Below are 12,048 nucleotides of genomic sequence, written 5' to 3'. Positions count from 1 at the left end.
GATGTTTTGGTCGAGCGTACATGGACGTATTCACAGCGTGTCCCTGAAAGACTTCCCCATACTCGGCCCTGCACCGAATCAAGAGGACAAATACCATGAGCACCAACGACGTAGTAATAGCAGGATCAGCAAGAACTCCCATGGGCGGCATGATGGGTTCCCTGAGTTCGGTCCGCTCCCCGGAACTGGGTGCGGTGTCGATCAAGGCGGCGATTGAGCGTTCAGGTCTGCAGCCGGCGGACATTCAGGAAGTGATTATGGGCTGCGTACTGCCGGCCGGGCTGGGTCAGGCACCGGCGCGCCAGGCCTCCCGCGCTTCCGGCATCCCGGACAGCTCCGGTTGCACCACCATCAACAAGATGTGTGGCTCCGGCATGCAGGCGGTGATCATGGCTCACGACCAGATCAAGGCCGGAACCAACAACGTCATGATTGCCGGTGGCATGGAAAACATGAGCCAGGCGCCGTACCTGCTGCCCAAGGCCCGTGGTGGCATGCGCATGGGCCACGGCCAGGTGATGGACAGCATGTTCCTGGACGGCCTGGAAGACGCCTACGAAGGCGGCCTGATGGGCGTGTTTGCCCAGCGCACGGCGGACAAGTTCAACATCACCCGGGAAGCCATGGACGAGTTTGCCATCGGCTCCCTGAACAAATCCCTGGCGGCCATCGAGAGCGGCTGGTTCAAACCGGAAATTGTGCCGGTGAGTGTGCCTGGCCGTGGTGGTGAGACGGTGGTGGACACCGACGAGCAGCCGGGCAAGGCGCGCCCGGAAAAGATTCCGACGCTCAAGCCCGCGTTCGCCAAAGACGGCAGCGTGACGGCCGCCAATGCCAGCTCCATCAGTGATGGCGCTTCTGCGCTGGTTCTGGCGTCCGCAGCGGAAGCCGAATCCCGGGGGCTGACACCCCAGGCGCGCATCGTGGCCCACGCGACCCATGCCCGCTTGCCGTCCGAATTCACCCTGGCGCCCATCGGCGCGATCGAGAAGGTGCTGAAGAAGGCCGGCTGGACAGTCGACGATGTCGATCTGTTCGAAATCAACGAGGCGTTCGCCGTGGTGACCCTGGCGGCCATCAACGAACTGAAGCTGCCGGCCGACAAGGTCAATGTGTATGGCGGCGCCTGCGCCCTCGGTCACCCGATCGGGTCGTCTGGTTCTCGCATCATCATCACCCTGATGAATGCCCTGAAACAGCGGGGCCTCAAGCGTGGGGTTGCTTCACTGTGCATCGGTGGTGGTGAAGGCACGGCGGTTGCCATCGAGCTTCTGTAAGCGGGTCTAATAGTCCTGTTTGCGGTAGGCAAGGGGGCTGAGCCCGGTCCAGTGCTTGAAGGCACGGGAGAAGGCGCCGGGCTCGGTGAACCCCAACTGGGATGAAATCTCGGTGATGGTCAGGTTAGGTCGCAGCAACAGTGTGACCGCCTGATCCCGCCGCAGGTTGTCCTTGATCTTCTGATAGGCGCTGCCTTCGGATTTGAGCTTGCGGCTCAGGGTGTTGCTGGTCATGTTGAGGTGATCCGCCATCGTCTCCAGGGTCGGCAAGCGATCCTGGTCCATCCCTTCCAATAGTCTTCTTACCCGCGTTGTCAGGCTGTCGTCATCATCGGTCCAGACCAGCAGGTTGCGGGGCGAACTCAGTATAAACTCGTCCAGTTCCGCCGGTGTCCGTGTGACGGGCATGGTCAGGTACGCCTTGCTGAAGAACAGGCTGTTGCGCGGCTGCTCGAAGTGACACTGGCACGGGAAGACAAAGCGGTATTCATCGAAATGGCCGGGCAGCCCGTGCTGAAACGTGGCGTGGCTGAGCACGATCTTACGCCCGATCAGCCACCCTACCAGCCGGTGCCACACCATCAACAGCCATTCAATCAGGAACTGATCCGGGTCCAGCTCCGGATGGCGATGGGTCATGGTCAGTTCCGCTTCTTCCCCCTCGGTGTTCAGCTCGATCTCGATGTCGTGATTGAACAGCCGGTAGCAGCGAATACTCTGGCGGATAACGTCTTCCAGGGTGGCACTGTGCACCACCAGGGACCCCATCAGGTGGAAATGCCCGACCCTGCAAGGCTGGGTGGTGCGCCCCATGAATTCATCATCCAGCACCTTCCACGTCATGCGGAACAGGCGAATGAACTGCTCGGTGGGCAGCCGTGCCCGTGGCGGGTAGATGAAGTCCGGATCGATTCCGTTCTTGTGCAGCAATTCCGCGATCGGCAGACCACGTTTCTCCAACCCGTGCAGGACGGCTCGGGCATAGTGTGAGGAGAACGTCAGGTTGTGCATGACACGGTTTCCTTGGTGACAATCACGGGTGGGCCATATGATTTGTCAGCATTGTACCAATGTTCGCGTTAATGCTGTGTTCTGGGTTTGTTATGGAAAATCTGACGTTACCGGCCTGACCTGAAACTCCCTGGGTTCGATCTTCAGCTTCTTCAGACGCGAGGTCAGGGTGGTGGGTTTGATGCCCAGCATGGCCGCCGCGCCGTCATCCCCGAATACCCGGCCACTGCTCATTGTCAGGGCTCGTGCCAGGTTCTGTTTCTCCAGCTCCCGTAGCTCCTGCTCTGTCATTAATTCATCGCTGAAATGCCGGGCCGGGGGCGTATCTGCCTTTGTGGTGCGGGCTGCGGAGTCCGGCCCGGGCAGGTCCAGATCCAGCCGGCCGTCGGCGGTGATCACCTGGCGCTCAATGACGTTTTCCAGCTCTCGCACATTGCCGGGCCAGTGGTAGGCTTTCAGGGTTTCAACGTCACGTTCTCTGAGGGCCAGCTGAGGCCTGTTGAATTTCTGGCAAGCCCGGTTCAGGAACTCCTGGGCGAGGATGGGAATGTCCTCCAGGCGACGACGCAGTGGCACGGACTCGATGGGGAACACGTTCAGGCGGAAGTAGAGGTCTTCCCGGAAGGTTCTCTCCTGAATTTCCGCCTTCAGATCCCGGTTGGTGGCGGCGATCACCCGGACATTCACGGCCCGGGTGCGGTTCTCGCCGACCCGCTCGAATTGCTGATCCTGCAGAACCCGCAGTAGTTTGCCCTGCAGTTCAAGCGGAATTTCTCCGACTTCGTCCAGGAACAGCGTGCCACCATCAGCCAGTTCGAATCGGCCGACGCGATCACTGATGGCACCGGTGAAGGCGCCTTTGATGTGGCCGAAGAACTCGCTCTCGAACAGGTCTTTGGGAATAGCGGCGCAGTTGACCCGAATCAGGGGCCGGTCCCGTCGGCTGCTGGACTGGTGAATGGCGCGGGCGATCAGCTCCTTGCCTGTGCCTGATTCACCGGTGATCAGCACGTTGGCGTCGGTGGGAGCTACCATGCCAATGCGGCGGACGATGGCCCTGATGGCCTGGCTCTGGCCAAATATTTCGTGAAAGTGGTATTCGGCGCTGAGCTCTTCTTGCAGGTAGGCGTTTTCCATCTCCAGTCGATGCTTGAGGCTCTCTACCTCTTCCAGTGCTTTCTGAAGCTCCTTCTGTGCCTGCAGGCGCGGTGAGATATCCCGGAATACGACAACAGCACCCACCGGGTGGCCATTATCCAGGATGGGGGTGCTGGTATATTCAACCGTGAATCCGCTACCGTCCTTGCGCCAGAACCAGTCTTCGCCCACCCGTTTGACGCTGGCATCCCGGAAGGCTGCGTAGATAGGGCACTCTTTCAGCGGGTAAAGGCTGCCGTCCTCATGGGAATGATGTACCACCCGGTGAATAACCCGTCCCATTAGCTCATCCATTCGCCAGCCCAACATGCGTTCCGCCGCAGGATTAGCGAAGGTAGTTCGCCCTTCGGCATCGACGCCATAAATACCCTCCCCGACAGCATGCAGGATCAGTTGATTCTCCCGCTCTATGTCTTTGAACAGCTCTTCAACCCGACGCCATTCCAGCAGCCCGCCCCGGTGGTAGTGGTTGGCATCGTGTCGCTCCCGCAGTGTGCGTAGCTGGCGCCGGTCCCGAAGCAACAGTAATACGTTCCGCGATTCCGCCTCGCCCACCCGAGAGGAGGAGATCTCCAGCTCCACTGTGTGGCCGTCCCGATGCTGAAGGATGAAGTCCCGGCTCCAGCCGTGGCTGCGGAACAGGGTCTCCTCAGTAAAGGCAATCAGTTGCGGGCGCTGGTCCGTAAACAGGTGGGTGCAGGGAGTGCCTGTCAGAGATTGCCGATCGGTGCCGATCATCCGCCCCATGGCGCTGTTGGCCGCCAGGATAAGATCCCGGCCAGCGTCCACCAGCAGGGCGGCTTCTGGCAGATGATCAATCCAGTTGGTGGTGGCTTTGGGGATGGCGGTGGTTTCGTGGCTCATGGCGCTGTCCTGTGTCATTCCGTAAAGGACAAAACAAACCTTGTGCCAACTACGAAACATCGCAGTTACGGCTACGAAATATCGTTAACTACGAAATATCGTCGTTGATCCAGATTCGAGTATTATAAAAAAATATATAGTAAACAGAGCTTTAGATAATGCCGGGGACTTGGCACAAACCCTGCGATAGCTCTCCCAGAAATCGCAACCGGTCCGGCGAAATATTCGCACTGGACCCGAGCTGCGCCTTTGCTGCACCGCGAGAGTGCAAAAACAATCCGAGATTAGGGAGAGTGCCCCATGACCACGAAAAGCCTTGGCAATCCGTTTGACGGTGACCAGTCACTGATCCACGCCAAAACCTGCGGTTGTCCGGAATGCAAACCCGGGCAAAAGGCGCCGTCGATGTCTCTGAAACCGCAGCAATCACCGAGCCAGGATGCCTCGGTTCCCGGGGAGGGAATGGATTCCGAGGAGATGATGGATCGGGCCATCGAGAGTGCGGTCGTCCGATCTGTTTTCGGCCATAACGATCACAGCCGCCGGAGTTTCATGAAAATGATGGGCGCGGGCACGGCAGCGGCGTTGCTTGGCAGCGTTTTCCCCATGGATAAGGCCAAGGCGGCTGTTAAGGAATCTCTCGGCAAGCTTGAGAAAACCAGACTGAACGTCGGCTTTGTGCCGATCACCTGTGCCACGCCCATCATCATGGCGCACCCGATGGGGTTCTATGAGCGTTATGGATTGGACGTGACGGTCACCAAAACCGCCGGCTGGGCGGTGGCCCGGGACAAATCCCTGGCAGGCGAATACGACGCCTCCCATATGCTCACACCCATGCCCCTGGCCATGACCATGGGCGCCGGCTCCACGCCGCAACCGTTCATCATGCCTGCGGTTGAAAATATTAATGGCCAGGCCATCGTTCTGCATGTTGATCATAAAGACAAGCGGGATCCGAAGCAGTGGAAAGGCTTCAAGTTCGGGGTGCCGTTCGAATACTCCATGCACAACTTCCTGCTGCGTTACTACCTGGCCGAGAACGGCATCGACCCAGACAAGGACGTGCAGATTCGCGTGGTTCCGCCACCTGAAATGGTCGCCAACCTGCGCGCCGGTAATCTGGATGGCTACCTGTCCCCGGATCCGTTTAATCAGCGTGCCGTGTGGGAGAAGGTGGGGTTCATTCACATGCTCACCAAGGACATCTGGGAAGGCCACCCGTGTTGTGCCTTCGCGTGCAGCCAGCAGTTTGCTACCGAGAATCCGAACACCTACGGCGCGTTGCTCAGGGCAATTATCGACGCCACCCAGTACTCCAATAATCCTGATAATCGTAAAGAAATATCCGAGGCGATAGCGCCCAAAAACTACCTGAACCAGCCAGTGCCGGTGATCCAGCAGGTACTGACCGGCTACTACGCTGATGGTTTGGGAGAGATTCAGAACGTTCCGGATCGGATCGATTTTGATCCCTTCCCGTGGCATTCCATGGGTATGTGGATCCTGACCCAAATGAAGCGCTGGGGTTATATCGAGGGGGACGTCGATTACAAAGGCATTGCCGAGCAGGTCTACCTGGCCGGCGAGACCGGAAAGCTGATGGAGGAAATGGGGTATGCCGCTCCGGATAAAACCTACAAGACCCATACGATCATGGGCAAAACCTTCGATCCGAACCGCCCGGAAGAGTACGCCCGCAGCTTTGCCATAGGGAGGGTGTAACCATGGCCTCCCTGAACATGCGGGCGGCGATCCTGTCGATATCGTTCCTGATTCTGGCTCTGGGACTTTGGGAAATGGCGACCCAGCCGCCGGAAGCTCAGACGGGAATGACTGAGTACGAAATGCTCATGGGCGGTGCCGAACAGGAGTCCCGGGTGCCACCACCGTCGGCGGTAATCAAGCTTGCCTGGGCTGAGTTGTCGAACCCGTTCTATGACGCCGGCGCCAACGACAAAGGCATCGGCATCCAGCTGGCCTATTCCGTGTACCGGGTTCTGACTGGCTACCTGGCGGCCATGGCCATCGCCTTGCCAGTGGGTTTCCTGATTGGCATGTCGCCGCTGATGTACAAGGCCCTGAATCCCTACATCCAGCTACTGAGGCCCATATCGCCGCTGGCCTGGATGCCGCTGGCGCTGTTCATCATTCAGGATTCCGACGCATCGGCCATCTTCGTCATCTTTATCTGCTCGATCTGGCCGATGTTGCTCAATACCGCGTTCGGCGTTGCCAATGTGAGGCAGGACTGGGTGAACGTGGCCCGCACCCACGAACTGGGGCCCCTGCGCACCGCCATTACGGTGATCCTGCCGGCGGCGGCGCCCACTATCCTGACCGGTATGCGCATTTCCATCGGCATTGCCTGGCTGGTCATCGTGGCGGCAGAGATGCTCGTGGGCGGCACCGGCATTGGCTACTACGTGTGGAACGAATGGAACAACCTGGATCTGGCCAGTGTGATCTTCTCCATCCTGATGATCGGGGTGGTGGGCATGTTGCTCGACCTGGCGCTGGGGAAGGCCCAGAAGCTGGTGGAATACAAAGAATGAGCGGTCCGGCACCGGTTTCCGGTGCCGGCCTCAACCCTCCGAATGGAGACCTGTTATGAGTAAATCATTCCTGGAAGTAGATGGCCTGTCCAAGGTGTATCCGGACGGCCAGGGCGGTGAGTTGACCGTCTTCGGGGACATCCGCTTTGCCCTGGAGAAAGGTGAGTTTGTTTGCATCATCGGCCACTCCGGTTGCGGCAAATCCACCATCCTGAACGTTCTCGCAGGCCTGGATGAAGCCAGCGCCGGCAACGTGGTGATGAATGGCAAGGAAATCAAAGGCCCCGGCCTTGAACGCGGTGTGGTGTTCCAGAACTACAGCCTGCTGCCCTGGAAAACCACCCTGAACAACATCGTCTTCGCCGTCCGCGCCCGCTGGCCCGGGTGGTCCAAGGAAAAGGTGAAGGAGCACAGCGAACGCTATCTGAAAATGGTGGGCCTGGACCACGCCCTGAACCGCAAGCCATCCCAGCTGTCCGGCGGCATGCGCCAGCGGGTAAGTATCGCCCGGGCCTTCGCCACCCAGCCGGAACTTCTGCTGCTGGACGAACCCTTTGGCGCACTGGACGCCCTGACGCGGGGTGTGATTCAGGACGAACTGGTAAAAATCTGGGAAGAAACCCGCCAGACCGTGTTCATGATCACCCACGACGTGGACGAAGCCATCCTGCTCTCTGACCGTATCTTCCTGATGTCCAATGGCCCAAACGCCCGCATCGCCGAAAGCGTCAAAGTAAACATACCGCACCCGCGGGCTCGCTCTACCATATTCCAGAACCCCGCCTACCACAAAACCCGGGACTACCTGGTGGACTTCCTGGTTAACCGGAGCGGCTCGGCTCTGCCCGAGAGAGACGGCAGCCCGAAATTCATCGAGCCCGCCAAAGGCGTTGCCCAGTCAAAGCCAGCGTCCGCTGAAACCGAATCCGAATCTGACACTGCTGCCCGTGCGGTGAATGCCTGACGTTAAAACTCAAGAGAGGAAACAGCCATGATGAACAAAGAACTGATGACCGCCAAAATCCTGGAAGCCAAAGTGTCCAAGGGCATGACCTGGGAATCCATCGCCGAAACCATCGGCATGTCCCCGGTGTTCACAACATCGGCAGCCCTGGGCATGAACAGCCTGACCGAAGACAAAGCCTTCGCTTTGTGTGAAATCCTCGGCCTGGACAAGCCGGTGGCGGAAGCCCTGCAGGTCTGCCCCAAGAAAGCCTGGGACGGCGCCGTTCCCCAGGATCCTTTGATCTACCGCCTGTATGAGGTAGTCGGTGTATACGGCGATACCATGAAGGAGCTCATTCACGAGAAGTTCGGCGACGGCATCATGAGCGCGATCGATTTCACCATGGACATCGAGAAGGAAGAGAATCCCAAGGGCGACCGTGTTGTGGTTACCATGAATGGGAAGTTCCTGCCTTACAAAGCCTGGTAATCTCAGGGCCTGTAACTTTGGAGTTTCCGTCCTTGTAGCCTGTGGGTTGTGGGGCGGGCTTGCGGGGTGGCAGGTGGAGTTTTTCTTGGAAAAAGAACTCGCTGCGCTCAGACACCTTTTTCCGGCGAAAAATCCACCTACCACCCCGCGCCGACGTGCAACACGGGTTCACCAAGTTAAAGACTTTCTTCTTTTCTTTTAACTTCGGGATATCGTTTCTGCCCGTCGGTAGGGGGTGGGGGTGTCTTTTCTGCCGGGAATAAAGGTGTCTCAGCGCAGCGAGTTCTTTTTCCCAGAAGAAAAGACACCCCCACCCCCTACCTGCCCGCCAGTACCTAAGGCTACAGAGAGTCCGACTCCCAACTCAGGCCGAACGAGACCGAGCCACGGAACCAGACCCCAAAACAACCTCGGCAACCGTGTGAAGCTTTTCGAGTTGCGACTGCAACATGGCTATCGGCCGAGTGCCTTCCAGGGTGAGGGCGATGTTCAGATGCTCGTCGGCGGTTTCTACCGCCATGGTGGCGATCCGGAACCCGCGGATGCGGACCACCTGGCAGAGCCGTTCCAGGGCGGCGGCTTCGTGGGTCATACGGCAGTTGATGGTATAGCTGGGTGTTGATGGCTGGCTTTGCGGGTTCATGCAACCTGCTCCTTGCTGGCTTTGGCGGTGCGGGCGGTTTCGTCGATCATATCCGTGTTGCTGGCGCCGGGTTTGACGATGGGCCATACGTTTTCTTCCCGGCTGATGGCCACGTGCAGCAGCATCGGGCCGTTGTAGGCGAGAATGGTTTCGATGCCGCGGCGGATCTGGTCGGTGCGTTCAATGTGCAGGGCCGGGATATCGAAGGCCCGGGCCATGGCCACGAAATCGGGGTTGTCGTCCAGGTTTATCTGGCTTTCCCGGTTGTTATAGAACAGTTCCTGTTGCTGGCGGACCATGCCCAGGCACTGGTTGTCCATCACGACCAGTTTTACCGGCAGGTTGTAGCGGCGGATGGTAGCCAGCTCCTGGGCGTTCATCATGAACGACCCATCGCCCGTCACGTTGATAACGGTGCTGTTACGGTCGGCAAACTGGGCACCGATGGCGGCGGGCAGGCCGAACCCCATGGTGCCGAGGCCTCCACTGGTGAGGTGATGGCGGGGGTGGTCGAACTCGTAGTGCTGGGCCACCCACATCTGGTGCTGGCCGACATCGCAGGCAATGACGGTGTCATCTGGCGCGACGCGGGAGAGCTGGCGGATAAAGGCGGGGCCAGTAATGGGCGCCAAAGCTTCTTCATTGTCGGCGGCGTGGAACCCCGCCGTGGTATACCAGGTACGGCACTGTTTCTGCCAGTCGCCGATGGCCAGTGGTCTGTCCTGCAAGGCGGTGGTCAATGCCGTGAGAATGTCATTCAGGTCCCCGCGAATGGCCAAATCGGCCGGGCGCAATTTGTTGATCTCAGCGGCATCTGCATCAATGTGAATCATCTTCGCGTTGGGCGCGAAGCCGTCGAGTTTGCCGGTGGCGCGGTCATCCAGGCGGGCACCGATCACCAACAACAAATCACATTCGTCCACCGCTTTGTTGGCGGCCCGGGAACCGTGCATCCCCAGCATGCCGAGGTTGTAGGGATTGTGCTTGCCGGGGTTGCCAATGCCCTTGAGGGTGACCACGGCCGGCATCGCTGAGGACTCCGCAAACGTGCGGAAACTGTCCTCGGCGTGGGCCAGGCTGATGCCGCCACCGCTGTAAAGCAGGGGTTTGCGGGCAGCGCGCAACATGGCGAGGGCTTCGGTCAGGTCCGGGTTGCTGGTAGCCTGTTGCGTTGACTGGGCAAAGGGGGCTTCGGTAACGTCGGTCAGCAAAAGATCCTTGGGTATATCAATCCATACCGGTCCCGGTCGGCCACTCTGAGCCAGTTCAATGGCCTCATGCATGATGGCGGGCAGGGCGTCCGCGTCGTCCACCAGGTAGCTGTGTTTGACGATGCCCAGGGTCATCCCCAATACGTCGGTCTCCTGGAAAGCATCCGTGCCGATCAGACCGGAGGGTACCTGCCCGGTGATCACCAGCATGGGAATGGAGTCCCGGTGGGCATTGGCCACGCCGGTAATGAGGTTGGTGGCGCCGGGGCCGGAAGTGGCGATACATACACCCAGGCGACCACTGGCGCGAGCATAGCCATCGGCCGCCAGGGCGCAACCCTGTTCATGGCGGCACAGCACGTGCTCCACGCCCACATCGTCCACCAGCGCGTCGTATAGCGGCATGATGCAGCCGCCCGGATAACCGAAAACCGTACTGATGTCGTGGCGGTGGAACGCTTCAAGAATGTGCTGTGCGCCGTTCATGGTCGTTTTTCCTTTTTCTTCCGCAAAAAAAAGCCCCCGGGACCTTTCGGTGCCAGGGGCTCTTGGTGTCTTGTCAGGTTTGTCGCTATCTCACCCGCTTGTCCACGCAAAAGCCCCCGGACGGTACCACGACCACCAGGACTAGCTTCACAAGGACGATTACAGCGTTGAAGTTCATGAGATAAATACGCTTGCTCAAACTCTGCTTACGATGATGGAAAGTTAACCCGGGAATGAAGATCAGTGCAACCCCTGATTCCACTTTTTTGTGATACCGTTTAACTCCCTGATACATAACACATGCGCAAGAAACGAGAAGAACATGAGCAAGAGTAGGTGGGGTTCCATCGGGTTGTCATTACTGGTGATCATTGCACTCGTGCTCTGGCTGGTCAGTGGTGAGGTAAAGGTGGCGCAACAGGAAGCTCCGGACATGGACGGTGCCAGTGTTGCGGAGCCACCCAGCGTCGAGGTGGAAATCCTGCAGTCCCGTCTTTACGAGCCCGGACTGATGTTGCAGGGGCAACTGGAACCCTGGCGGACAGTGGTGATCAGCGCCGGTGTCAGTGGGACGGTGGAAGAACTTACGGTAGACCAGGGTCAGAGGGTCAAACAGGGGCAGACCCTGTTGCGCCTGTCTGATGACGGTCGCAGGGCCAGTGTTGAACGGTGGCAGGCCAGGGTTCGGAAGCTGGAAGCGGATCTGGCCGCCGCTCGCCGTCTTGGCGCCAGCAACCTGGCCAGCCAGTCGGATATCCTGGGGCTGGAGAGCGATTTGTCCGCAGCTCGTGCGGAATTGGCGCAGGTCCGCCATGCTGTTAATGATCTCGCCCCCAAGGCACCTTTTGATGCCATTGTGAACCGTCGCGACGTGGACCTGGGCAATCTGGTGCAGCCGGGTACGGCACTGTTCGAACTGGTTCAGGTGGACCGCCTCAAGGCAACCGGACAGATACCCCAGCAATCGGTTGGGGACGTGGCGGAAGGGCAAAGCGTTTATATCCGCTTGCTCAATGGTGGTTCTCTGAAAGGGACGGTGAGTTTTGTGGCCAGCGCGGCCAACCCGCAAACCCGCAGCTTTGCCGTTGAAGTGACAGTGGAGAACCCGGACCTCAAACGGGTAGCGGGAGGCAGTGCTACATTGCGGATTGCATTGCCGGAAACCCGGGCCACGTTTATTTCACCGGCCTACTTGTCACTGGGGGACGACGGTCGCCCGGGTGTGCGTTATGTGGATGAAGACAATCGGGTGGTATTCCGTAATGTCACCTTACTGAACGTGACCACCGATGGTGCCTGGGTCAGTGGACTGCCAGACGAGATCCAGCTGATTACCCGCGGTGGAGGCTTTGTGTCCATAGGGCAGGAAGTGCAACCGGTTGACCGTTCACGAGACCGGGGCTGAACA

General features: G+C 59.0%; 10 protein-coding genes. 6 read left to right on the top strand and 4 right to left on the bottom strand.

The window, feature by feature from the left end; translation table 11 throughout:
- Nucleotides 1-95 precede the first annotated feature (95 nt).
- Nucleotides 96-1,277 carry a thiolase family protein gene (locus tag MARLIPOL_RS12565; RefSeq protein WP_012138534.1) on the top strand — a complete coding sequence of 394 codons (1,182 nt, stop codon included), beginning with the start codon at nucleotides 96-98 and terminating at the stop codon, nucleotides 1,275-1,277.
- A 6-nt stretch (nucleotides 1,278-1,283) separates the two neighbouring features.
- Here MARLIPOL_RS12565 and MARLIPOL_RS12560 read toward each other — a convergent pair whose 3' ends face one another.
- Nucleotides 1,284-2,288, bottom strand: coding sequence for an AraC family transcriptional regulator (locus MARLIPOL_RS12560; protein ID WP_012138532.1), 1,005 nt, complete (start codon nucleotides 2,286-2,288; stop codon nucleotides 1,284-1,286).
- Nucleotides 2,289-2,378: 90 nt separating this feature from the next.
- The gene (locus MARLIPOL_RS12555) at nucleotides 2,379-4,310 is read right to left on the bottom strand and encodes a sigma 54-interacting transcriptional regulator (protein WP_012138531.1); all 1,932 of its coding nucleotides are present in this window, start codon (nucleotides 4,308-4,310) and stop codon (nucleotides 2,379-2,381) included.
- 300 nt (nucleotides 4,311-4,610) lie between these two features.
- On the opposite strand from MARLIPOL_RS12555, the gene MARLIPOL_RS12550 reads away from it, so the two are divergent.
- Genes MARLIPOL_RS12550 through cynS form a run of 4 tightly spaced genes read left to right on the top strand, consistent with a single transcriptional unit; the run spans nucleotide 4,611 to nucleotide 8,300 of the window.
- Entirely contained in the window at nucleotides 4,611-6,035 is a 1,425-nt protein-coding gene (locus tag MARLIPOL_RS12550; protein WP_012138530.1) for an ABC transporter substrate-binding protein, read from the top strand.
- Nucleotides 6,036-6,037: 2 nt separating this feature from the next.
- The gene (ntrB, locus tag MARLIPOL_RS12545; protein WP_012138529.1) at nucleotides 6,038-6,865 is read left to right on the top strand and encodes a nitrate ABC transporter permease; all 828 of its coding nucleotides are present in this window, start codon (nucleotides 6,038-6,040) and stop codon (nucleotides 6,863-6,865) included.
- A 55-nt stretch (nucleotides 6,866-6,920) separates the two neighbouring features.
- Nucleotides 6,921-7,829, top strand: coding sequence for an ABC transporter ATP-binding protein (locus tag MARLIPOL_RS12540; RefSeq protein ID WP_012138528.1), 909 nt, complete (start codon nucleotides 6,921-6,923; stop codon nucleotides 7,827-7,829).
- Between the two features lie 27 nt (nucleotides 7,830-7,856).
- Nucleotides 7,857-8,300, top strand: a complete 444-nt coding sequence (gene cynS / locus MARLIPOL_RS12535) for a cyanase (RefSeq protein WP_012138527.1) — start codon at nucleotides 7,857-7,859, stop codon at nucleotides 8,298-8,300.
- 364 nt (nucleotides 8,301-8,664) lie between these two features.
- Here the strand turns inward: cynS and MARLIPOL_RS12530 are convergent, their stop codons facing one another.
- Both MARLIPOL_RS12530 and ilvG read right to left on the bottom strand, forming a co-directional pair.
- Nucleotides 8,665-8,943: an ACT domain-containing protein gene (locus MARLIPOL_RS12530; protein WP_012138526.1), complete on the bottom strand. Its 279-nt coding sequence runs from the start codon at nucleotides 8,941-8,943 to the stop codon at nucleotides 8,665-8,667.
- A complete protein-coding gene (gene ilvG, locus MARLIPOL_RS12525; RefSeq protein ID WP_012138525.1) occupies nucleotides 8,940-10,640 on the bottom strand; it encodes an acetolactate synthase 2 catalytic subunit in 1,701 nt (566 codons plus the stop codon). The genes MARLIPOL_RS12530 and ilvG overlap by 4 nt, the downstream gene beginning before the upstream one ends.
- Before the next feature lie 322 nt (nucleotides 10,641-10,962).
- Here ilvG and MARLIPOL_RS12515 point away from each other — a divergent pair, with 322 nt between their 5' ends.
- Nucleotides 10,963-12,045 (top strand): efflux RND transporter periplasmic adaptor subunit, encoded by a 1,083-nt coding sequence (locus tag MARLIPOL_RS12515; protein ID WP_012138523.1) that lies wholly within the window; start codon nucleotides 10,963-10,965, stop codon nucleotides 12,043-12,045.
- Nucleotides 12,046-12,048 lie beyond the last annotated feature (3 nt).

The sequence above is a fragment of the Marinobacter lipolyticus SM19 genome (assembly GCF_000397065.2).
Classification (GTDB): domain Bacteria; phylum Pseudomonadota; class Gammaproteobacteria; order Pseudomonadales; family Oleiphilaceae; genus Marinobacter; species Marinobacter lipolyticus.
The sequence above is the reverse complement of the archived record's forward strand: the minus strand, read 5'-3'. Positions and strand labels throughout refer to the sequence as shown.

Coding starts and splice junctions, on each gene's coding strand:
- MARLIPOL_RS12565 (WP_012138534.1), top strand. CDS start 96: ATGAGCACCAACGACGTAGTAATAGCAGGATCAGCAAGAACTCCCATG.
- MARLIPOL_RS12560 (WP_012138532.1), bottom strand. CDS start 2,288: ATGCACAACCTGACGTTCTCCTCACACTATGCCCGAGCCGTCCTGCAC.
- MARLIPOL_RS12555 (WP_012138531.1), bottom strand. CDS start 4,310: ATGAGCCACGAAACCACCGCCATCCCCAAAGCCACCACCAACTGGATT.
- MARLIPOL_RS12550 (WP_012138530.1), top strand. CDS start 4,611: ATGACCACGAAAAGCCTTGGCAATCCGTTTGACGGTGACCAGTCACTG.
- ntrB (WP_012138529.1), top strand. CDS start 6,038: ATGGCCTCCCTGAACATGCGGGCGGCGATCCTGTCGATATCGTTCCTG.
- MARLIPOL_RS12540 (WP_012138528.1), top strand. CDS start 6,921: ATGAGTAAATCATTCCTGGAAGTAGATGGCCTGTCCAAGGTGTATCCG.
- cynS (WP_012138527.1), top strand. CDS start 7,857: ATGATGAACAAAGAACTGATGACCGCCAAAATCCTGGAAGCCAAAGTG.
- MARLIPOL_RS12530 (WP_012138526.1), bottom strand. CDS start 8,943: ATGAACCCGCAAAGCCAGCCATCAACACCCAGCTATACCATCAACTGC.
- ilvG (WP_012138525.1), bottom strand. CDS start 10,640: ATGAACGGCGCACAGCACATTCTTGAAGCGTTCCACCGCCACGACATC.
- MARLIPOL_RS12515 (WP_012138523.1), top strand. CDS start 10,963: ATGAGCAAGAGTAGGTGGGGTTCCATCGGGTTGTCATTACTGGTGATC.